The organism is Streptomyces sp. NPDC049541 (genome assembly GCF_044465725.1).
Taxonomy (GTDB): Bacteria; Actinomycetota; Actinomycetes; order Streptomycetales; family Streptomycetaceae; genus Streptomyces.
Genome location: NZ_JBITLY010000021.1, coordinates 21,351 through 41,678, shown reverse-complemented (window position 1 = coordinate 41,678; position 20,328 = coordinate 21,351). Strand labels below are relative to the sequence as shown.

The following is a 20,328-nucleotide window of genomic DNA, read 5'->3' as shown; positions in this document are numbered from 1 at the left end:
GCGCCGGGTACGCCCTTTTCCCGCCCGCCGACGCGAACGGAAACGCGGCGGAGGTGCCGTGGAGGCGGATTTCGGTCACGGTCACCGAATCGGACCTTCGGCCGGCGCGGCCGGCCTCGGCGAGGCCGCCGCGCTGCCGGTCGCCGCGGGCACCGCGCCGCGGGCGCTCGACCAGGCGGGGGCGCTGCTGGTCCGCCGGGTGCTGGTGACCGGGGCCTCCGGCGGGGTGGGCGGGTTCGCGGTACAGCTCGCGCGGCTCGGCGGGGCGCATGTCGTGGCGGTGGCTGGGTCCGAGGACGGACGGCGGTGGGTCGCCGAACTCGGGGCGGACGAGGTGGTGGGCGAGGTCGCTGAGGTGACCGGCCCGCTCGACGTGGTCGTCGACACCGGAGGGCATGCCGGCGTCGCGAGGGGGCGTGGCCGGCGTCGCGAGGGACCGAACGTTGCCTGCAGAGGCACTAGTCCTGGGGTGCGCCCACGGGTTCGGGCAGGGCGATGGTGTGCGGTGCGGCCCGGTCCCAGGGGAATCCGTGGTGCAGTTCGAGGTGCTGGGCGGAGCCTTCGTCCGCGGGTACGGCCACCGCGACCAGCACGTCGGGTACCGGCTCCAGTTCCAGGAACCGCCAGCGCCCGGCCAGGTCGTCGGCGGGCGGCCGGAAGGCGAGCACCCCCCGGTCGTCGGCCAGGGAGAAGGAGAACTCGTCGAAGGGCAGCCCGAGTCCCAGTCCACGGGCCTTGGAGTACGCCTCCTTCAGGGTCCACAGCCGGAGCACCCGGCGGTCCCGCTGCCGTCCCACGGGCGCACCCGACGCCCACAGCTGCTCCTCGGGGGTGAAGGTGCTCAGGATCGTCTCCAGGGCCCGTGCCTCCCGCTCGAGACTTTCGACATCGACTCCGATGCGCTGCCTGCGGACGATTCCCAGCAGGCTGTAACCGCCTGCGTGGGAGAGGTTGAAGTCCAGGTGGTCGCCGCCTCTCGGCAGGCCGCCGGGCAGCGGCTGCAGGAAGGGCCGCCCGCGCGAGGAACGCCAGATGGCCAGCTCGGCCTCGGCGAGGCCGGCCTCCAGCGCCAGCGCCCGGCGGACCAGGGTGTGGGCGACGAGGTACTGCCGGCGGTCGCGTTCGAAGAGAAACCGGGCCGCGGTCTTGTTCTCACGCTCGTCGAGCCAGCGCGATGCCAGGACTGCGGCGATGGCGGGCGGGAGGGCGTCGTTGGGGCACAGCCACAGCTTCACCGGGGGCACCGTCTCGTGACGCGGTGCGGGCCCGGCGCTGAGGGACTCCGGTGCGGTGAGGGTCATGATGTCGTTTCGTCCGTCTCGGTTCACCGTCCCACTGCGGACGGCGCGGCGTCGCGGCGCAAAGGCCGCCGGGACCGAAGCAGGCGGGGAGCCGCCGGTGCTCCACGGGTGGTGCTCCCGTTCAGGCGGAACGGTCCGACAGGAGTGCGGCGGCCTCGTCGACGCCGATCCGGTCGCCGCGCACCGCGTCGAGGAGCGCGACCACCTCGTCCTGGGACAGCGGGGGCCGCTTCGCGGCCGCGGCGGCCGGCGGCTCCTGCCCCGTACCGGCCGGGGCAGGAGCGGGGCGGGTGTCGGCGTCCGGCGCCGCGGGAGTCACCGTGCCCCGGGTGCGGGAGGTGACGTAGGCGGCCATGGCGGCGAGGCTTGGATGCTCGTGGACGGTGACGGGACGTTCGCTCAGGCCGTAGGCGCGGTTGACTCCGGCGACGAAGTCGGCCGCCAGGATGGAGTCGATGCCCAGCTCCGCGAAGGCGGCGCCGCCGTCGATCTCCCACGGGTCGCAGTGCAGGATCCGGGCCAGCTGCCGGCGCAGCACCTGCAGCACCTCGGTCGAGTCACCGGGGCCTTGACCGGCGGGAGCCTCGCCGGCACCACGGCGCAGGGCGGCCAGGTGGCGGGCGAGAAGGGCCGGCGTGGTGTGTTCGTAGAGTGCCGCGCCGGTGATGCGGACGCCGAAGTGCTCGGCGACGGCCGCGACGAATTCGACGGTGACCAGGGAGTCCAGGCCGAGGACGGGGAAGGGCTGTTCGGGGTCGATCCGGTCGGGATCGGCGTGTACGACACCGGCCAGCACGGCCATGAGCTCGGCAAGGATGTCTCCGTGGCCATCGGAAGGTGCCGTCGGCTCACTGGTCATGGTGGATGCCTCCAAGGACCGGCCCCTCGGGCCGGAGGGTCAGTGGGTCGGTGCCAGGGGCCCGGCGTGCGCGGCTCGGGCGGCGTGGTCCGGCGCCGCCGGGCCCATTGCGGTCTCGGGTGCGGCCATCAGAATCGAGTGCTGGAGCCGACGCAGCCGCGGTGACGGTTCCAGGCCCAGGTCGCGCCCGAGGGTGGTGCGCAGTTTCAGGTAGGCGTCCAGCGCCTCACCGCGCCGCCCCGAACGGTGCAGCGCGATCATGAACTGGGCGTGCAGGTTCTCATGAGTGCGGTAACGGCTCGTCAGCACCGTCAGCTCGGCGAGCACTTCGCGGTGCCGGCCGAGCCGCAGGTCCGCCTCGATGCGCTGATCGAGGGCGCACAGCCGGCTCTCGTCGAGGCGCTTGGCCTCCATGGCGAGCTGGCCCCCGGTCTGCACGTCCGCGAAGGCGGATCCCGACCACAGGTCCAGGGCGGCGGTGAGGGTGCGCGAGGCACCCGCGAGGTCACCGGCGTCCATGGCCCGGTAGCCCAGTCCCGCCAGCCGCTCGAACTCCTTGACGTCGCTGGTGCCGCCGCCGGAGGAGAGCAGGTATCCGCCCGGCAGGGTGAGCAGCACGTCCTTGGCGGTACGGCGCTCCGGCTCGGCGCCGGACTGCTGTCCGGTGCCGCGGGCCAGCGCCGCCGCGATGAGTTCGCGCAGCTGCAGCACATAGGTCTGCAGGGTGGTGCGTGCGCTGCGCGGTGGCCGGTCCGACCACAGTTCCTCGATGAGTGAGGCGACCGGCACCACCCGGTCGGCGTGCAGCGCCAGCAGCGCCAGAACCTGGCGTGGCTTCGGCGCCGTAGGGGCGACGGACACCCCGTTCTCCCTCACGTCCAGTGCGCCCAGTACGTCGATGTCCACGCCGTCTCCCCTAGTCCACGTGCGCTGCTGGCACCTTCCCGATTAAAAAACAGCACGAGCGGTATGTCAATATCAAACCGCTCACCCTGTTTCTGGCAAGCTTCAAGTGCCAGTGCAGCAGGCCTCGAAGAACAGCCGCCCACCTGCCAACTCACCCACTCTGTGGCCACCTTGGCGGCCCGCACCCGCCGCTACGGACCGGCATGCACCCCAGGGAAGAGGAGGAATCGCCCTCCACCCTCCGAGAGGAACCGACCACATGCCACCTCTGATTCCTCATCAAACAGACCGACAGGTTTCGTATTTCCTCCGGGCTGCCACGCCGGACGGCGACGCAGGGCCAGCAGTACGACGGTCAGTGCGGCCAGTTCCTCTGCGGTCGCTGTGCCGCGCTCGACGCGCAGAGCCAGTTCCCCGCGGTCCGTGTCGCCCATGCCGCCTCCCTCTTTCGGCCACCGTCGGCCATCGCGCTCGACAGGAACTCATGGCCCGCTGGAAGCGCGGTCGGCGCCCCACCGGTCAGATGCTGCGCTCCCGCACGGCCCGCAGGGCCCGGGACAACGCCTCCGCGCTCTCCGCAGCACCGCCGACCCCGGTCATGACCACGGCCGGAGCCTCACCCGTCTGCTCCGCCGTTCGGCGGGCGATCTCGTGGGCGACCCGGCCGGCCGGACCGGCACCGCACAGGGTCAACCGCCGCCCGTCGCCGCGCAGTTCACGGAGGGGATCGGGTGGCATCCGCCGGCCCGTCACGCTGAGCGACACGATGCGTTCCGGCCCCTCGTGCTCGTGCACGAGCGTGTCGTACGCACCCGGCGTGACGCCGGGGACGGTGACCAGGCACACGACGTCCTCCCCGGGTTCCCCGGCCCGCAGTACTGCCAGCGCGAGCCGGCTGCCATCGGGTTCGGGCGATGCCATGCGGGGCACCTGGGAGGTGCTCAGCAGCCGCAGGGCGTCGCCTACGGTGAACCCCTCGTCCGGGTGCTCGGGCAGACTGCGCAGCAGCTGCAGGCACTGCGAGAGCGTGCCGGAGGCGTCGGTGTCGGTGAACCTGGCCCGGTCGTACAGGGCGGTCAGTACGAGGGCGCCGTCGGTGTCGTGGTGCGCGACGAGGGTGACCGGCAGAGTCGTGTCACCACCGGCACTCTGCGGCACGCCCACCCGGATGCCCTGCGCCGCGAGTTCGGCCCGCAGGTTCTGAGGCAGTTCGGGGTGGCTGTCGAAGCGGACGGTGGTCTCGGTGAGGTCGGATCCGGGGGCGCGCCCGCTCCACTCCCGGATCCGGTCGCCGCAGACCCAGGCGTAGGAGGTGAGGTCGAGCGCGGCATCCCGCACCTGCAGCAGCAGGTCCACCAGCGGCGCGGCGGGGTCCACGGTGACCGTCAGCGGCAGCGGGTTGCCCAGCAGTCCGGGGATGTCGGCCGCGGCCCGCAGCGACATGTCCCGCCCGGACAGGTGCACGCCGAAGGCCACCGGCAGCGGTCCCTCGGCCCCGGCCGCCCGGTACAGGAGCAGGGCCCACACCACGTGCAGGGCGCTGCTCTCCCCCGCGCCACGGCCCGCGGCCCAGGAGCGCAGCCGGGAGGTCCGGGGCGGCATGAGCCGGCGCTGGATGCGGCCCCGCCCCTCGGTGCGCCGCGGCGGCCCGCCGGGGCGGCCCGGACTGACGGCTGCGTCGGCAGGCGGTGCGGCCGCCGACCAGAACTCCCGGGCCCCGGCCGGATCCTGGCGGGTCAGCCACTGGGCGTGGTCCCGGATGTCGGGCCGCCGCTCCCCGCCGGGCAGCACGCCGCCGGCGAGGTAGGACCGGTAGAACTGCCGCACCAGCAGACGCGCCCCGCGCTCGTCGAGCAGAGCCCGGTGATACGTCACCAGCAGGCGGGTGGGCGACTGCCCGGCGCCGCTGCCGGTCGTGCCCGGCAGTCCGTCGAGCAGGGACACCCGCAACAGACCCGGCCGGTACAGCTCGAAGCCGCGGGCCCGGTCCTGCCGGCGCAGTTCGCTCCAGCCGACGTCGGCGTGCACATGACGTATGACCTCCACGACCGCGCGGTCGTGGAGCACCAGGCGGGCGGTGCCGGCCCAGTCGAAGGACGCCCGTAGCACCGCCTCCCGCTCGGCGACGGACTGCCAGGCGGTAATGAACCGGCTGAGGTCCAGCGGCCCCGTCCAGTCCCAGAAGATCTGCTCCACGTACCGGCCGGGGCCGCCCTGCCCGTCCACCGCCGCCGCGAGCAGCGCCCGCTGCTCCCCGGTCACGGCGATCGTGCCCGCCGCGAGCGGCGCCACCAGGTCGGCCAGCAGGTCGTCGGTGAGCGGCTCGCCGGGTGCGGCCGGGCCGCGGAGGGTGAGCCGCAGGAGATGGCGGCCGAGGCGCCCGGCGTCCGGCACGGCGTCGTCCAGTTCGACGTCGTACTCCCGATGGCGCTCGGCGACGCGGGCGGCGACGGCCTCGGCATCCGTGCGGGCGAGTCCGCACAGCTCGAAGACGAGCGACGACCAGGCCTGGGTGCCGAACGGTTCATGCACCACAGCAAAGACAGCGCCCGTGTGCGAGTGATGACTGCTCATCCGCTCCCCGGGGTGGCCGACACCGCTGCCGCAGCAGCCGTCTCCGGCACCCCGCCCTCCTTTTCGAATCGTTTCTGCACAGCACCTCCGGCCAGGACCCGGCAGCCCCGCCCGACGCGTCCGCTCACCACTTCCCGGGGCCCGGCCCGCCCGGGAAGCCGATGACCCCGGTGCCTTGCGACGGCTCCGCCGAGGGCAGCCGCCCCGGTTCGTCCGCGAGCAACGGGGCTCGTGTTCCGCCCGGCCCCGCCGGCGCGGCTTCCTGCCGATGCGCCTCGCTCACGAGGAAGCGCTCCTCGACGAGATGGGTGGCAAAGGCCCACTCCCCGGCCGTGTCCTCGCTGAGCCGGGCGGTTCCCGTCGCGTCCCACCCGAAGCCGACCGCCGAGAACCGGCGCCGCATGCCGTGCCCGAGTGCCTTGGTGTACGCCTCCTTCAGCGTCCACAGGCGCAGAAACCGGTCGGTGCGCTCCTTCTCGGGCAGGGCCGCGAGCAGTTCTGCCTCCCCGGGGGTGCACACGAGGTCACGCAGCGCCTCGAAGGAGATCCGGCGCCCGGCGGGCTCGGCGTCCACGCCGATCGGCCCGGCGCGGCTGACGCCGACCACGATCAGCTCGTCGGTGTGGGTGAGGCTCACCTGCAGGTCCGCGCCGAGTCCGCGCAGTACGGGCCGCCCGCCCGGCAGATAGGCGAGGTCGAGCCGGTCGGCGGGGACCTGGAGAGCAGCAGCGGCCGTGTGCTTGAGCACCAGCCGGGAGACGGCGAGGATCAGCCGGCCGACCGGGGCCGGATGCTGCCGGTAGCGGGGCCAGTCGCGGCCGAGCAGCGTGCGCAGCCCGGGATCGAGCAGGGCAGGTGTCAGCCACTGGCCCCAGGTTGTGTGCACCACCGCTCGGCCCGTCTGTTCGATCTGCTCCTGGATCTCCTCCCACGGCCCGTCCGGCCCGGGAACATGGCAGGGCGGCGGGAGGGCCACTGCCGCTGTGCGGCCGCGCGCCGCGCCGGCGTCGCTCACCACAGCAGCCTCGTCGCATGAAGGTCGCAGTCCACGCCGTTCGCCGCGCGCCGGGCCAGCTCGTCCCACACACCCGGTTGCGGGTCGGGGGTGCGGTCGGGCAGCGGCAGCGGCAGCGGCAGCCCGAGCCGCCTGGTGATCCGTCCGAGCGCCAGCAGAGCCCAGCCGGCTCCGCCGAGGAAGGGCAGCCGCGCCCCGGCCGCCGCTTCCCGCACTCCCAGCGCGGCGGCGGCCAGCACCAGGAGGGCCTGACGGTCCGCCAGGGCACGTGCCGCCGGGTCGGCGGGGTCGTGCACGGCGGTGGCCGCGCAGGCGACGCGCAGCGCCCGCTGCTCGATGACCAGCCTGCGGCCGACGCGGGCGAGCTCCGTGGTGTCGGCATCGTCGGCCCCGGCGAGCCGGTCGGTGGCACCGGCCAGCGTCGCCGCGACGGCCTGCGGGCAGTCGGTGCCCGGTGCCAGGGCGGACGGCGCCTCGGTGACACGGAACAGCGCGGCAAGTTCCGTGCCGTCGCCCGGCCGCGAGCCGCCGGCTGCGTTCAGCCCGCGCACGATGCGGGCCTGAGCGGCACTGGCGGCCGTCCAGTCGGCCCGGGCGAACGCCCTGTCCCCAAGGATCTTGGCCAGCGTGCGCCGTTCGGGGGTGTCGTCGCCGAAACCGCACTCGTTCAGCACCAGTTCGAGATCGCCCAGCAGCTCACCGACCAGCTGGGGCACGAGGTACCCCACGACGGCGGCGAGCGACTCCCCGGGCTGCTGAGGCGGGCCCTGGCCGTCCGTGGCCGGCCCGGCCGTGCCCGGATCCCGGTCAGGGCAGGACCGCAGGGCCACGGCCGTCAGGCTCTCGCAGGCCAGCAAGTCCGCGAAGACCGAGGCCAGGACCGGCCGCCACTGCCTGGCACCGCGTTCGTACCTGCTCAGGCCGTCCACGATGCGGGTCGCGCCGCGCAGGACGCCACTTGCCGAGGCGAGCAGCGCAGCCGGTCCGAGCAGCGCAGCCGCCGGATGCGGCATCGGCGCGCTCAGCAGCGGACGGATGCTCCAGGCATGGGCCAGGGCGAGATCCCGGCGGAAGAGCGGGCGCAGGGCGCGGGCGAGCTGATCGGCGGCCGGCTGCACCTCCCCGGCACCGGGCAGACCGGCGGGAGGGGCGGGCAGACCGTCGTGGCCCGCGGCCCGCAGGGCGGACCGGCCGTAGGGGTTGCCGGGGTCCCGGGGGTCGCCGAGCAGCGCTTCGAGGCGCGCCGCGTACTGCGTCGCGCCGTCCGGTTCATCCGCGGGGCGAGGGGGGATCGGGGTCGTCGGGGGCCGCCCGGCACGCGGGACCGGCCGGGTCAGGGCCATCGCGGATCTCCTCGTCGTCGTGGTGCTGATCGCCGCACGGTCTGCGGCGGGCTCATCGCAGTCGGCGTACGGCGCTTTCGGCGTGCCACCGCGCCAGGCTCAGGGCCTCCGCGCTCGACCGGCCGAGCCACTCGCGCACGTACCGGCGGGCGTCCACGAGAAGAGCGCCCGGGCCCAGGACGGCCTCCACCGCGCTCTCCCGGAGCATCACATGGTGGGCGGAGACGACTCGCACTCCGGTCTCGTCGGGCTCCAGGTACCACTCGCCGTAGTGCGCGGCGAGGGGATCGGACGTCACGGTCTCCTTGTGGACGATCCGCCCTGCGGCCGGGAAGCACAGCCGTACGGCCTCGGACACCAGCGTCTCCCCCGTCTCCGGGGCGCAGGTGTGCAGGACCGTCGCCTGCACGCCCGGTTGGTCCTCGGTGACCTCGGCCCGTTCGACGTGGGGAACCAGTTCGGCCCAGTCCTCGATGCGGTAGAGGAAGTCGTAGACGAGTTCCGGGGAGCCGGAGACGTACGTGCTGTCCTCGAAGGACAGCAGCAGTTCGTCCAGCCGGTCCCAGCGCTCGGCCGCCTCGCGCAGTGCCACCAACTCCGTCTTCACGTCCCTCTCGAGGGTCTCGGGCATCTCCCCGGGCCCGGCCGGGCGCTCGTGGCGCAGGGTCAGCAGGCATCGGTCGGCACCGTCGGGTTCCACGCTCCAGGTGCCGGACGTCGGCGCACCGGGCAGCAGGACGTCCTGCAGTTCGAACTCGACACAGCGCTCCCGTGGCCGTGGCACCCGGCGGGCGAGCGCGGAACACACCTGGCCGTGCCGCAGGTGCCACAGCCGCAGGTTCTCCTCGGCACCGTCGAAGTCGATGCGTTCGACATGGACGAAGGAGGGCAGCAGGACCGGCCAGCGCGGGGCGTCGGCGAGCAGGCCGTAGACGACACCGGCGGGCGCCGCGACCGGGACCGTGTGCTGGGCGGAGTGCACTCGGTGCGACGACATGCGCGACCCCCTCCTCCAGATGTGATCAACGCTGCACGGCCGGGCCTGAGCGGTGCTCGATTCCTGGTGGAGGGGGCACAAAGTGACGTGGAGTCAGCCTACGTGGGCCACGGACGCGCTCCTCGCGGGGCGGGCCGGGAGCGTGTCGGGGCCGGACATCAGGATGGAGCGCTGCAGCTTGGCCAGCACGGGGGACGGTTCGAGGCCCATGGTGCGCACCAGGGTGGCGCGCAGCCGCTGGTAGGCGTCGAGCGCCTCGCCGCGGCGGCCGGAGCGGTACAGCGCGAGCATGTACTGGCCGCACAGGCTCTCGTGCGTGGGGTACTGATTGACCAGCACGGTCAGTTCGGCGAGCAGCTCACGGTGCCGGCCGAGCCGCAGGTCCGCCTCGACACGCTGGTCCAGCGCGCACAGCCGGCTCTCCTCCAGCCGCTTGGCCTCGGTCTTCAGATGGGGGCCGGTGTGGACGTCGGCGAGCGCGGGTCCGGTCCACAGATCGAGCGCCTCGCGCAGCAGCCGGGCCGCCTGGGGGTAGTCCTCGGCGTCCATGGCCCGGTACCCCGAGCCGGCCAGCCGCTCGAACTCCCGTGCGTCACTGATGCCGTCGCCGCTCTTGAGCAGATAGCCGCCGGGGACGGTCAGCAGCACGTCCTTGGCCTGGCAGCGCTGTCCGGCGTTGTCCCCGGTGCTGTTCTCCAGGGCGGCGGAGATGAGTTCGCGCAGCTGCAGGATGTAGGTCTGAAGGGTGGCGCGGGCGCTGCGCGGGGGCTTGGCGCCCCACAGCTCCTCGGTCAGGACGCCTACCGGGACGACCTGGCCGGCCCGCAGCGCCAGAAGGGCGAGGACCTGCCGAGGCTTCGGTGCGGTCGGGGCGATCGAGACCCCGTTCACCCTGACGTCCAGTGCGCCCAGTACGTCGATGTCCACGCCGTCTCCCCCTACTCCATTGCGGTGTCCGGCACCGCCAGTAAAAAACAGCAAGGGCGGTTTGTCAATATCAAACCGTCCAAGCTGTTTTATTTGGAGCCGCTAGACTGCCTCTCAAGCGCGGGTGGATCGCTTCTACCAGGGATAACAGCGAGTATCGCAGCCGCCGCGAGAGGCTGGGCCATCGATCGCGGAGACGGAACCCGGGAAGATTCAACCCGGAATCTAGTGACCTTGTGGCAGAAAAACAGACCGTCTTAGCTGTTTACGTCCGGGTGGACACCGCCCCCTGCGTCCCGCTGGACACCAGCCGTCCCAGCGCGTCGGCCGAAGCCAGTCGGGGCAGCAGCAGGTCCCAGAACTGGACGAGCGTCGCCGCCGACATCCACGTACGGTCGTCCGCACCGAGCTGCTCGAAACCGACCGTCGCCGCCACCACCGTGATCGAGGCCTCGGCCGCGGACACGCCCTCGGCGAGGATGCCCTCGCGCTCGGCGTCCTTGAGCACCTCCTCGACCCAGCTCTGCCACTGTCCACGCAGATCCGCGGCGCCGTCCCGGCGCGGCGGACCGCTGCCCAGCTCGAAGCCGGCCCGGACCACGACGTCCTGGTCCAGCCGCCCCATCAGGTCATGGGTGGCGTCGATGAGCCGCTGCAGCGCGTCCGGGCCACCGGCCTGCGCCGGCACGGCGATCGCGCGGACGACGGCATTCGCCTCGTCCTCCACCGCGCGAGCCAGGGCCTGCTTGCTCTCGAAGTGGAAGTGCAGCGCCCCGTTGCTCACCCCGGCCTTCTTGCTGATGGAGGTGAGCGACGCCAGGACGAATCCGTCTTGTGCGAACACCTCGGCCGCCGCTTGCACCAAGGCTTTGCGCGTGCGCGCGGCACGCTCCTGTTTCACCATGACGTTCTCCTGATTGGGGGCCGGCCCGTGGCGGGACCGGCCGGCCCTCGTGTCTTCGCCTCCAGGCCGAACCCGGTCGCCCGATGCCTGCGCACCGGCTCGACCTCCTGGAACGACCCCGCGTCCAGCAGCAGTCCGATGCGCTCCCGGGCGGTCGGCCTGCCCTTGGCGTGCTGCGCCTCGGTCGCCTTCTCGCTGGGCCCAGCCAGCGTCTGCGCGCGGATCGCGCGCAGTTCGGCCAGCCGTCCGTGCAGGTCCGCAGGCCTCGCCTGGGTGGGGACCGGGGCAGGGGTCTTCGCCATGCTGGGGTCCTTCCTGGGCGAGACCGATGGAGTCCGGTCCCGGCTCCACCAAACAACATTAACAAACCGCTCGTGCGGTTTTAGTGTTCAGGCTACAAGTTTTTTGGACGGATTCGCGTCACCGCCAACTGGAGGGCGCCTTGTAGCCGCGTGACGCCCGCCACCAGCTGGAGCGCGGCGCCTCCTCCGCCTCCGGCGCCTGCTGACCACCGCGCAGGGCGAGAAGTACGACGGTGAGCGCGGCAAGCTCTTCGGCGCCGGCCTGCCCGCGTTCGACGCACAAGGAGGCTTCCACGTTGCCCATGCCCCTACTTCCCTTCTCAGGCCTGAGGACACGGTCGGCCGGGCGGCTCAAGAGCCCCTCGCGTTCTGCTTGAAGTCCGCTGCACGGTTGCTGCTGCATCTCCTGGGCGACCTTGAGCGAAAACACAAGACTCCGCATCCGTGGCGGACTGCGGAGTCTGCGTCCCGGGCAGGCTGGGCGCCGGTGGGGGCTCACCCCAGCAGTACGGGCAGCTCCTGGTAGCCGTTGATCATGAAGGAGGGGACGGGGGCCAGGTCCGCCGTCCCGACAGCCATGTGCATCTTCGGGAAGCGCTCGAAGAGTGCCTGCAGCGCGATCACGGTCTGCACCTTGGCCAGCGGGGCGCCCAGGCAGCGGTGCACGCCGTGCCCGAAGCCGAAACCCTCACCCCGGTCGGTGCGCAGGAGGTCGAACTCGGCCGCGTCGTCCCCGTACTCCTCGGGATCCAGACCGGCCGCGGCGAACGAAACGAGGATCGGGTCGCCCTTCTTGATCCGGACACCGTCCAGGTCGATGTCCTCGACCGCGAAGCGCATGGGCGAGTAGGCACCGGGGCTGTGCTGGCGCATTGTCTCGGCCATCACATCGTCCCAGCTCGCCCGCCCCGACCAGACGTGCTGGAGCTGATCGGGGTTCGTCAGCAGCGCCGCGACGGCGTTGGTGATCAGTGTGGAGGTGGTCTCCTGCCCGCCGGCTATCAGCAGGTTCAGGCTGCCGAGCAGCTCCTCCTCGGTGAGCCGGTCGCCCTCGTCCCGCGCGGCGATCAGCGCGGAGGTCAGGTCGTCACCGGGCCGGTTCCGCTTGGCCACCACGAGCTGCGCAAGCAGTTCGAAGACCCTCATCTGGGCCGCAGCCATCTCCTGTGCCGGAACGTTTGTACTGAACACGGTCTCCATGGCGCTGCACACCGGTGCGCGGTCGTCCCGGTCGATGCCGAACAGCTCGCAGATCACCCGCATCGGCAGCAGCTTGGCGAACTCGGCGCGCACGTCGACCGGTTGCCCCTGCGGGCGGGCCGCCAGCTCGTCGAGCAGTTCCGCCGTGAACTCCGCGATCCGGGGGCGCAGCAGTTCCGCGCGCCGTGCGGTGAAGGCCCCGGCGACCAGTCGCCGCAGCCGGGCGCGCTTCTCGCCGTAGGTGAAGAGCATGTTCTCGTTGGCCACCCATGCGTACAGCGGCCAGTCCTCGGTGATCTTCCCCTCGATGAACGCCGGCCAGTGCAGCCGGGCGTCCTTGGAGACCCGCGGGTCCACCAGCAGCTGCTTGGCCTGCTGTTTGCGGACGACTGCCCATGCGATGACTCCGCCGGGCAGCTCCACTTGCACAGCAGCGCCTCGGGCCCGCAGCATCGCGTTCTCGCCGGCGAGGTCACGCGCCGTTACGTCCAGCCGATAAGGGCAGACGGCAGTTCCCATTCATGCGCTCCATCCACTCAGTTGCCGTTCTGACATCTGCAAAGAGGCGGCTGTACGCCCCTTTCACCCCCGCGATGGACCGCTGCGAGGTCCTCCTCAGGCGGTCATGGCTGATTCCTCGTCCGCGGCGTGCTGTTGCGCCATGACCGCTTCATACACTTTTTTCCCCCGTGCGAGCGAGAAGTCGAGCTGCACCAGCACTCCCGGGACCGCCACGGCCGTCAGGAAGTACGTGTACAGGTCCGACACCCGCTTCAGCATGTCGGCACGGCCGACCATGATGTTCGACAACATCTGAACGCCGGTGAACGCGCCCGTGGACAGCAAGGCACAGTCGTCCACGTCCACGTGCGGCAGCAGTTCCCCGGCTGCCTTCGCGTCGGCGAACAGCGACCTGGTGTACTCGATCCACAGGCGCATGGGGACCTTCTGGTCCAGCCCCGCTGCCCCGACCGCGGGATCGATGGTCAGGCTCACGCTGCCGCGGACGATCGGATCGCCCGATTCCCGCTGCAACAGCTGGGTGAGCAACATCGCCTCGTCCACCAGCTGCTGCAGCTTCAACGACGGCACCGGGACCGGCGGCAGAGCATTGACCTGCTCCGCCAGCACCGCCTGGGCAAGTTCATCTTTCGAAGCGAAGTGGAAGTAGAGGGCGCCCTTCGTCACTCCGGACCTCTTGAGGATCTCGGAGATGGTCGCTGCTTCGTATCCGACCTCGTCGAAGACTTCCGCAGCGGCGACCAGGATCGCCTGTCGTGTCCGGACAGCTCGGACCTGCCGCGCCACAACGCACCTCCACACCGCCCTGACGGGCTACGCATTCCGTTCACCCTGCCGAGAAAAGAAACCGGCAGGTTCGAATCTTAGTGACTTCCCTCCCGTTGCGGACGGTCAACTTCGGCTTCGTTCGGTACAAGCTGCGTCTCTGCATCCCCTACGAGGACAATAAAACCAGCTATCCGGTTTTTCAAGGGGCAACGCACCCTCACCCTCCCCGCCCATGCATCCACCTACGGTGACCGTCATGGCGGCGGTTCACCGCGCAACTCCCCGTCTCGCCTGGAATGCGCCCGTCCGGATCACGTCGGTCAAACATTGGCCAAGGGGCTTGAGAAAGAAACCGGGTAGTATGTATTTTGCTGAATCTGCGCGCCTCTCCCCCCACATCCAAACCCCACATGTGGAGAGGGTTATGACCCTGCTGACGATGCAGACTCAGGCTCCCCGCCCCACCGGCGCGGCGGACGGCACCTCGAACGCAGCCACCATCAGCGAGTTGACGCACCAACTGTTCGACGGCCACGACCGCGGTCGGCTGCACGGCTCCTGGCGCAATCTCATCCGTGGTGAGAAGTTCCGCTTCCACCCCGGCCTCTCTCCGCAGCAGCGCACCGAGCTCTCCTACGAGCGCCTGCGGATCGTCAACGACAGCGTCGACAGCGCCGTCGCCCTGGCCCGCGACCCGCGGCAGCTGGCGAGTCTCCATGAGTGGACCGGCCTGGTGGACGGGGCTCTCGGCACACTCGCGGGCATCCACTACAACCTGTTCCTCGGCAGCCTGCTGGACCAGGACCGGCCCAAGTGGCACCAGTTGTCCGAGTTTCTGTCGATGCAACGTACAGGAACGTTTCTGTGCACCGAGCTCGACCACGGCAACGACGCGGCGGCCCTCCAGACCACCTGCCAACTGGACCGTGAGACCGACGAGTTCGTCCTGCACACGCCCACGGTCGGGGCCAGCAAGTTCATGCCGAACACCAGCAGCATCGGCGGGCCCAAGAGCGCCGTGGTGGCGGCCCGCCTCCTGGTCGACGGGAGGGACGAGGGGGTCTTCCTGTTCCTGACCCCGCTGCACGACGAGACCGGCCCCCGCCCGGGTGTCCGAATACGCCCGCTGCCCGAGCGGGTCGGCAGCCCGGTCGACCACTGCCTGACCAGCTTCGACCAGGTGCGGCTGCCCCGCGAGGCGCTGCTGGAGGGCGAGCACGGACGCCTCGGCCCGGACGTGGAGCTCAGCAGCAGCCTGGGCAATCCGCGCAAACGGTTCCTGCACTCCATACGCCGGGTCACCTGGGGCAAGATCTGCATGAGCGCGGCCGGGATCGGCAACACCAGGGCCGCACTGTCCATCGCCGTGCACCGCGCCCACCACCGCACCATCAGCGGCACCAAGCCCGGCACCCGCGTCCCCCTGGTCGCCCACCGCAGCCATCACGGCAGGCTCCTGAAGGGCGTCGCCTCCGCGTACGCCATGACGTTCCTGCACCGGTCGGTGGTCGCCCGCTGCCTGGACGCCCCCGAAGCCGAGCAGACCGAGGTCGAACGGCTCATCGCCATCACCAAGGGGTGGATCACCTGGATGAGCCGCGAGGTCACCCTCGAATGCCGGGAGCGCTGCGGCGCCCTGGGCCTGTTCGTCGTCAACGGTCTGGCCGAGCTCCACCAGAACATGGAGGGGGCCATCACGGCGGAGGGCGACAACCTGGTGATCTGGGCCAAGGCCGCCGCGGAGATGCTCTTCTCGCACCAGACCGAAGCGCCCCGCACTCCTGAACTGCCGCTGGACGAGCAGCCCTTGACCGACCTGCGCGGACTGCTGGCCGGAGTCGAGCACATATGGCAGCTCAGGGCCCGGGCGGCACTGCGCCAGGGACCGGCCGGGAACCCGCTGGGCCGTTGGAACGGGGCGTCCACGGCCGGTATCGAGATGGTCTCCGCGCACGCCCGGCTGCAGGCCGCGGACGCCTTCCTCGCCGCGATCGAGCACACGGCGGAGCCCGGGGCACGCGCGCTGCTCCAAGACCTGTGCCGGCTGTTCCTGCTGCAGGAACTCTCCCGGCACACCGGCGACCTGCTGGCGGAGGGCCATCTGACCGGCGCGCACGTACGTGACCTGCCGGCCGCCGTCGATGCCCTCGCCGAGCGGCTGGCACCTCATCTGATGACGCTGGTCGAGGCGTTCGACCTGCCGGAGGAGTACCTGGCCGGCATTCCCCTCGCCAACAGCGGCCACACGGTCCTGCTGGACGCGCTGGCACCCGAGATCGAGATCGAGCCGTCCAACGCCCTGGTACCGCCGCTGCCCGGCCAGCGGCGCCCGGTGCAGGAGGACATCTTCGACGCCCTCACGGCGGTGCTCTGAACCGTACGCCCGGACCGGCACGGCCGGGGCGCGACACCAGAAGCCGTCGCGCCCCGGTCTGCCCGCGCATGAAAACAAACGGCAGTGGCGGTTCGACGCAAGCATCTGAACGCCTGACGGACGACTCCCGGCCTCAGAGCGGCAGCGTGATCCCCAGTTCCCGCATCGCCGACGACGGCGGCCCGCCCTCCGAACGCTCGGTCTTGCGCCCCTTGCTGCCGGGCTCGAGGGTGCGCGGATCGACGGCCTCGGCGGGCGCCCCTGATGCGTACAGCCCGTTGGGGGCGGTGTCGCGGTCGTGCGGCAGCAGCCAGAACACCCTGCGCCGGAAGGTGCCGGAGGAGCGGGACGGTTTGGCGCCGGGACCCAGCAGCGCGTAGCCGACCATGCGGCCGTCGCGGTGGTAGGCGGGCTTGCCTCGGCGCGTCGGCAGCCGGTCCAGGCTCTGTCGTACGTAGTCGAGCGTGTCGATGTCCTCGAGCCAGACCAAGTCGGCCTCGTGAACGAGCTCATCCTCGGCGATGAGAGCGCTCATGCTGTCTCCTCGTCGGCGACCAGTCCGATGCCCGGGTAGTACTTGCGCTGATTGGACAGGATCATCTCCTTGGGCGACGCCAGTCCCACCACTTCGCGGACCCGGGCTGCGAAAGCGCGTGACGAGACGGCCGGGGCCCCCTCATTCTGGCACCACGTCTTGTAGACCGCGTAGAGCTGCGCTTGTTCCGCTCTGAGGTCAGCCTCCAGCCGGCACGACTCGGCGAGGAAGCGTCCGGTGTGGTCCTCGGTCTCCGCGTATGCGGTCGTGGCGATGCGGACGCGTTCGGGCCCTGCGAGGTCTCTGGCACCGCTCAGGTAGCGACGGGCGCCCTGGATCAGCCAGTTGAGGATGCCGGGCCCTTCCTCGGTGACAAGGATGTCCGCCAGATTGTCGATCTTGCGGTCGTCGGGGACCACCCGCTCGAACGGGATCAGCCGCATCCGCCGCCAGAACGCGAAACCGCCTGTGCCGACCTCGGGACGGTGGTTGCCCAGCAGCCACAGCTTGTGGGTGGGCTGGAAGCTGAAGAAGTCCTGCCGCATGCGGCGCGCCTTGATGCGGTCGCCGCCGGTCAGCAGCTTCACCCGGGCCTCGTCGAAACGGTCGCCAGGCTTGACCTCGCTGCACACGATGACGCGCCGACCGTGCAGTTCGGCCAGGTCGGTGGGGTGTCCCTCGTAGGGGCGGGCCATCAGGAAGCCGGGCGGCGCGGCGTCGGCGTAGTCCCCCACCAGCTTCATCAGCACGTCCAGCAGCACCGACTTTCCGTTCTTGCCGGAGCCGAACAGGAACGGCATGACCTGAGCGCCGACGTCCCCGGTGATGGAGTAGCCGAGCAGCAGTTGGAGGAAGCCGATCATCTCGGCGCCCTCGGGCCCTTCGCCGAAGGTGTCGGCGAGGAAGCGGTCCCAGCGGGGGGTGGGCATCGGCTGCGGGGCCGCGGTGGTGGAACGGGAGTGGAAGTCCTTGTCGGGCTGGGGCCTGCGGATCAGCCCGGTGCGCAGGTCGACGATGCCGATCGGGGTGCACAGGGCGTACGGGTCGGCGTCCAGGCGTGCGGCGTTGAGCACCATGCCGGGTGCGGTGCGGGCCTGGGCCAGCATGGCGTTCATGCCGCTGGTGCTCAGCGCCCGGCGCCGGTGCTGCTCCAGCGCGGTGGAGGAGAACACCCCGCGGGGATCGGTGCTCGCCAGCGACTCCGCGAGGTCGCCGGCGGCCCACATCACCGTGTCGTCCTCGTCGATCTGCCAGCGGGTGGAGTCCCAGCGGAACCAGCCCAGCCCGGGCACGTGCTGGTAGTCGTTGGAGTACAGCTTCACGAACAGCTTGGCGTTGCCCCGGTCGCTGAGGGTGTCGGGCAGCAGTCCGTGGGCGGTGGCCTGCCCCTCCCCCGAGGACTTCTCTTCGTCCTGCCGGGGCTGGGGCGGCGACGGCTGGGCGAGGATCTGCGCGGCCACCGCCCGGGCATCGAAGAGGGTGCCGTCCTGGCGGGGCGTCATACGTGCTCTCCCAGCGCCAGCGGCCGCAGCAGGCCCGCGTTCAGGCCGCTGCGGATGATGGCGGCGTAACGCCGCTCCTGGCCGGGCCTGGCGTCCTCGGCGGCCCTGCGCAGCATCCGCTCGGCCTCGTCCGTGGGGAGATGCCCGCCGGCCACCAGGCCGCCCGCGGTGTAGGCGGCACGATTCAGTTTCTCGGAGAACGCGGCCCCCTCGGACACGGCGGCGCAGCCCGCCACTTCGGCCAGCAACACTCCCAGCACCCGGTGCGCGGCGCTGCCTCCCCCGCCGGCGGCGAGCACGGCCTGCCGGGCGCGCGGCGGCACCGGCCGGGGCGCGGGCAGGTGGGCCGGCGGCAGGTGCTTGGTGCGCTCCAACTCCCCCGCCAGCCAGTCCGGCAGCGGCGCCGGCTCTCGTACGGCGCCCACCGCCTCGTACACGCCGGCCTCGGTCACGGTCCCGGGCGCGACGATGTACCCGCCGTGCGCCCGTATGTCGACCTGCCAGGCCAGCGCACGGCCGCCGGAACCGGTGGAGCACTGCCAGCGGTGCCCCGCCCGTGCCCGGTACCAGACGTGCAGACCGCCAGACGGGGTGCGCACCCGCAGGGTCGTCTCGTCGTCTGCGGGGCTCTCCTGGCCCCGCAGAGCGGCCAGCACGCCCAGGGTGTGGAAGCCGCTCGCGAGCCCGGTCAGGTCGATGTCGTCGGCGATCCGGACACCCGGCAACAGACTCTCCCGTCCGGGGAGCCTGCGCTCGTGGGCGTCGATGTCGACGACGACGACCCCCGCGGGCCCGCACGAGACCCCGACGCCCAGGCCGGGGTTCGCGCCCCACCACTGCCTGATCCTGCTGAAGTCGAGGGTGGCGGCATGGAACCCGTGACACCAGCGACCCGCGGCCGCGCACGCGCAGTCCCGGCGGCTGTGCCCGGGCAGGCGGCACGACTCGCAGTTGCCTGCCGGTGTCTTGCGACCGGGAGCCAGCGGATGGACAGGCCAGCCCATGGCGGCGCACCGCAGGGCCGTGGTCAGCGTCCCTGCGGCAGAAACGGACAGGGTTGAGTAGCTACCCGAGTTCCGCAGCTCAGAGGCCATGCGCACCCCCGTCCAGCGACTGAAGCGACTGAGCGACCGAATCAGCCTAGCGAAGCATGTGGGGAGGGTGCGCCCCATGAGGAAACAAAGATTCGAGCCAGGCCGGGGACCCAGCGACCGAGCGACTCAAGCCCAGCGACCGGACTCCCACCCCTCGCCCTTCAGTCGCTCGACAAAAACCGCAGCTCAAAGCGCTGAACAGCCCGAAACAGCGACTGAAGCGACTCAAGTCCCCTATATATGACGCCCACAGGCGCACGCACGCGCACGCGCCAATGTCTTCATATACCCGAGGCTTGAGTCGCTTCAGTCGCTGTTCGCCCACGGAAAACGCGCTGAACTGGGCTTTTGCCGTAGCGACTGACAGCTACTCAAGTGACCTTCGATCGCTGATCCTCAGTCGCTCCCCCGTTGCGGGCCCTTTTGACGACAGCGACTGAAACAAACCCCTCCCCCACCCCAGCGACCGAAGCGACTCAAGCGACTCTGGAGCGACTCTGGAGCGCGGGTTCGATGCCGTCGAAGGTGAGTCGCTTCAGTCGCTGCCCACCCTGGCCCACACCGATCTCCCACACGTACGGCGCCACGGGCAGGTCACGCGGCTGGCGGCCGCGCGCGGGACTGACCTGGTTCCCAGCGGGGCCGGTACAAGTACCTCATCAACGTGGGCTTCGCGGCCTCGCAGGACTCTCCAGCCCCTGGTGCACCGGCTGCTCCGTCGCCGCATACTCCTCGCCACCTGACGTCCGCCCAGGGGCCCCTGAACGCCCCAGGCCAGGTTGCTCCCATGCGCCTCACTCCCGATGACGAGATACGCACACGCGATGAGCTGGTGGCATTCGTCCGCGAGCTGCACCAGGACTATCTCCGGCAAGGACACGACTGGGAGAACCGCACCCTCGACAGCTTCCTCGAAGCCCTCGCCGCGTGGATAGCCGACTCGGACGGCTGGTACCGGAACTTCGACAAGGAACTTCCACCCAAAGGCGACTGGACCTTCATCGCACGCGCCCTCAGCGCAGCCACCGTTTACGAGTAGGCGATCAGGGTCCAGAGCGGCCGGCAGGAATACCAAGATCACCCCCGAGTTGCTGCTCTCGGACGGCCCACGCGGGGAGGTCGTCACGATGAGGGGAGCGCCGGATGCGGGCAGTCGGATTCCGGGCCAACGGGGGCGTCGAGGTACTGGAGGAGCTGGATCTGCC

The 20,328-nt window shown here is 71.2% G+C and carries 18 protein-coding genes and 2 pseudogenes; 3 read left to right on the top strand and 17 right to left on the bottom strand.

Annotated elements, in window-relative coordinates; genetic code table 11:
* Positions 1-58: 58 nt before the first annotated feature.
* A pseudogene (locus tag ACIBW9_RS41630) lies at positions 59-337 on the top strand (zinc-binding dehydrogenase); the annotation flags it as partial.
* Between the two features lie 121 nt (positions 338-458).
* On the opposite strand, the gene ACIBW9_RS41625 reads toward ACIBW9_RS41630, so the two are convergent.
* The 14 genes and pseudogenes from ACIBW9_RS41625 to ACIBW9_RS41560 all read right to left on the bottom strand — a co-directional run bounded on the left by ACIBW9_RS41625 (position 459) and on the right by ACIBW9_RS41560 (position 13,636).
* Positions 459-1,301: a 4'-phosphopantetheinyl transferase family protein gene (locus ACIBW9_RS41625; protein WP_398963813.1), complete on the bottom strand. Its 843-nt coding sequence runs from the start codon at positions 1,299-1,301 to the stop codon at positions 459-461.
* A 121-nt stretch (positions 1,302-1,422) separates the two neighbouring features.
* On the bottom strand, positions 1,423-2,160 hold the full coding sequence (locus ACIBW9_RS41620; protein WP_398963811.1) for a phosphopantetheine-binding protein: 738 nt from the start codon (positions 2,158-2,160) through the stop codon (positions 1,423-1,425).
* 39 nt (positions 2,161-2,199) lie between these two features.
* Complete coding sequence (locus tag ACIBW9_RS41615) at positions 2,200-3,066, bottom strand: BTAD domain-containing putative transcriptional regulator (protein ID WP_398963808.1); 867 nt, start codon at positions 3,064-3,066, stop codon at positions 2,200-2,202.
* Between the two features lie 191 nt (positions 3,067-3,257).
* Positions 3,258-3,500 carry an acyl-CoA carboxylase subunit epsilon gene (locus ACIBW9_RS41610; RefSeq protein WP_398963806.1) on the bottom strand — a complete coding sequence of 81 codons (243 nt, stop codon included), beginning with the start codon at positions 3,498-3,500 and terminating at the stop codon, positions 3,258-3,260.
* A gap of 85 nt (positions 3,501-3,585) precedes the next feature.
* A complete protein-coding gene (locus ACIBW9_RS41605) occupies positions 3,586-5,598 on the bottom strand; it encodes a condensation domain-containing protein (RefSeq protein WP_398963802.1) in 2,013 nt (670 codons plus the stop codon).
* Between the two features lie 166 nt (positions 5,599-5,764).
* Positions 5,765-6,655, bottom strand: coding sequence for a 4'-phosphopantetheinyl transferase family protein (locus ACIBW9_RS41600; protein ID WP_398963800.1), 891 nt, complete (start codon positions 6,653-6,655; stop codon positions 5,765-5,767).
* The gene (locus tag ACIBW9_RS41595) at positions 6,652-7,998 is read right to left on the bottom strand and encodes a hypothetical protein (protein ID WP_398963797.1); all 1,347 of its coding nucleotides are present in this window, start codon (positions 7,996-7,998) and stop codon (positions 6,652-6,654) included. Before ACIBW9_RS41595 ends, ACIBW9_RS41600 begins: the two co-directional genes overlap by 4 nt.
* Before the next feature lie 52 nt (positions 7,999-8,050).
* Complete coding sequence (locus tag ACIBW9_RS41590; RefSeq protein WP_398963795.1) at positions 8,051-8,995, bottom strand: SRPBCC family protein; 945 nt, start codon at positions 8,993-8,995, stop codon at positions 8,051-8,053.
* Positions 8,996-9,088: 93 nt separating this feature from the next.
* Complete coding sequence (locus tag ACIBW9_RS41585) at positions 9,089-9,922, bottom strand: BTAD domain-containing putative transcriptional regulator (protein WP_398963792.1); 834 nt, start codon at positions 9,920-9,922, stop codon at positions 9,089-9,091.
* Positions 9,923-10,187: 265 nt separating this feature from the next.
* Positions 10,188-10,826: a ScbR family autoregulator-binding transcription factor gene (locus ACIBW9_RS41580; RefSeq protein ID WP_398963789.1), complete on the bottom strand. Its 639-nt coding sequence runs from the start codon at positions 10,824-10,826 to the stop codon at positions 10,188-10,190.
* A gap of 23 nt (positions 10,827-10,849) precedes the next feature.
* Positions 10,850-11,128, bottom strand: a pseudogene (locus ACIBW9_RS41575) (carboxyl transferase domain-containing protein); the annotation flags it as partial.
* Between the two features lie 118 nt (positions 11,129-11,246).
* Positions 11,247-11,432: an acyl-CoA carboxylase subunit epsilon gene (locus ACIBW9_RS41570; RefSeq protein ID WP_398963786.1), complete on the bottom strand. Its 186-nt coding sequence runs from the start codon at positions 11,430-11,432 to the stop codon at positions 11,247-11,249.
* A gap of 191 nt (positions 11,433-11,623) precedes the next feature.
* Complete coding sequence (locus tag ACIBW9_RS41565; RefSeq protein WP_398963784.1) at positions 11,624-12,847, bottom strand: cytochrome P450; 1,224 nt, start codon at positions 12,845-12,847, stop codon at positions 11,624-11,626.
* A gap of 96 nt (positions 12,848-12,943) precedes the next feature.
* Positions 12,944-13,636, bottom strand: coding sequence for a ScbR family autoregulator-binding transcription factor (locus ACIBW9_RS41560; protein ID WP_398963781.1), 693 nt, complete (start codon positions 13,634-13,636; stop codon positions 12,944-12,946).
* A 406-nt stretch (positions 13,637-14,042) separates the two neighbouring features.
* On the opposite strand from ACIBW9_RS41560, the gene ACIBW9_RS41555 reads away from it, so the two are divergent.
* The gene (locus ACIBW9_RS41555) at positions 14,043-15,992 is read left to right on the top strand and encodes an acyl-CoA dehydrogenase (protein WP_398963779.1); all 1,950 of its coding nucleotides are present in this window, start codon (positions 14,043-14,045) and stop codon (positions 15,990-15,992) included.
* Between the two features lie 133 nt (positions 15,993-16,125).
* Here ACIBW9_RS41555 and ACIBW9_RS41550 read toward each other — a convergent pair whose 3' ends face one another.
* The 3 genes from ACIBW9_RS41550 to ACIBW9_RS41540 are packed head-to-tail and all read right to left on the bottom strand — an operon-like array spanning position 16,126 to position 19,123.
* Positions 16,126-16,527 (bottom strand): DUF6009 family protein, encoded by a 402-nt coding sequence (locus tag ACIBW9_RS41550; RefSeq protein ID WP_398963776.1) that lies wholly within the window; start codon positions 16,525-16,527, stop codon positions 16,126-16,128.
* Complete coding sequence (locus ACIBW9_RS41545) at positions 16,524-18,029, bottom strand: phage/plasmid primase, P4 family (protein WP_398963774.1); 1,506 nt, start codon at positions 18,027-18,029, stop codon at positions 16,524-16,526. Before ACIBW9_RS41545 ends, ACIBW9_RS41550 begins: the two co-directional genes overlap by 4 nt.
* Entirely contained in the window at positions 18,026-19,123 is a 1,098-nt protein-coding gene (locus ACIBW9_RS41540) for a bifunctional DNA primase/polymerase (protein WP_398963771.1), read from the bottom strand. The genes ACIBW9_RS41545 and ACIBW9_RS41540 overlap by 4 nt, the downstream gene beginning before the upstream one ends.
* A gap of 787 nt (positions 19,124-19,910) precedes the next feature.
* On the opposite strand from ACIBW9_RS41540, the gene ACIBW9_RS41535 reads away from it, so the two are divergent.
* Entirely contained in the window at positions 19,911-20,162 is a 252-nt protein-coding gene (locus ACIBW9_RS41535; RefSeq protein ID WP_398963768.1) for a hypothetical protein, read from the top strand.
* Positions 20,163-20,328: the final 166 nt, after the last annotated feature.

Bases quoted from the DNA above. Each gene is read 5' to 3' on its own strand.
- ACIBW9_RS41625 (WP_398963813.1), bottom strand. From the start codon at position 1,301: ATGACCCTCACCGCACCGGAGTCCCTCAGCGCCGGGCCCGCACCGCGT.
- ACIBW9_RS41620 (WP_398963811.1), bottom strand. From the start codon at position 2,160: ATGACCAGTGAGCCGACGGCACCTTCCGATGGCCACGGAGACATCCTT.
- ACIBW9_RS41610 (WP_398963806.1), bottom strand. From the start codon at position 3,500: ATGGGCGACACGGACCGCGGGGAACTGGCTCTGCGCGTCGAGCGCGGC.
- ACIBW9_RS41595 (WP_398963797.1), bottom strand. From the start codon at position 7,998: ATGGCCCTGACCCGGCCGGTCCCGCGTGCCGGGCGGCCCCCGACGACC.
- ACIBW9_RS41590 (WP_398963795.1), bottom strand. From the start codon at position 8,995: ATGTCGTCGCACCGAGTGCACTCCGCCCAGCACACGGTCCCGGTCGCG.
- ACIBW9_RS41580 (WP_398963789.1), bottom strand. From the start codon at position 10,826: ATGGTGAAACAGGAGCGTGCCGCGCGCACGCGCAAAGCCTTGGTGCAA.
- ACIBW9_RS41570 (WP_398963786.1), bottom strand. From the start codon at position 11,432: ATGGGCAACGTGGAAGCCTCCTTGTGCGTCGAACGCGGGCAGGCCGGC.
- ACIBW9_RS41565 (WP_398963784.1), bottom strand. From the start codon at position 12,847: ATGGGAACTGCCGTCTGCCCTTATCGGCTGGACGTAACGGCGCGTGAC.
- ACIBW9_RS41555 (WP_398963779.1), top strand. From the start codon at position 14,043: ATGACCCTGCTGACGATGCAGACTCAGGCTCCCCGCCCCACCGGCGCG.
- ACIBW9_RS41550 (WP_398963776.1), bottom strand. From the start codon at position 16,527: ATGAGCGCTCTCATCGCCGAGGATGAGCTCGTTCACGAGGCCGACTTG.
- ACIBW9_RS41545 (WP_398963774.1), bottom strand. From the start codon at position 18,029: ATGACGCCCCGCCAGGACGGCACCCTCTTCGATGCCCGGGCGGTGGCC.
- ACIBW9_RS41540 (WP_398963771.1), bottom strand. From the start codon at position 19,123: ATGGCCTCTGAGCTGCGGAACTCGGGTAGCTACTCAACCCTGTCCGTT.
- ACIBW9_RS41535 (WP_398963768.1), top strand. From the start codon at position 19,911: ATGCGCCTCACTCCCGATGACGAGATACGCACACGCGATGAGCTGGTG.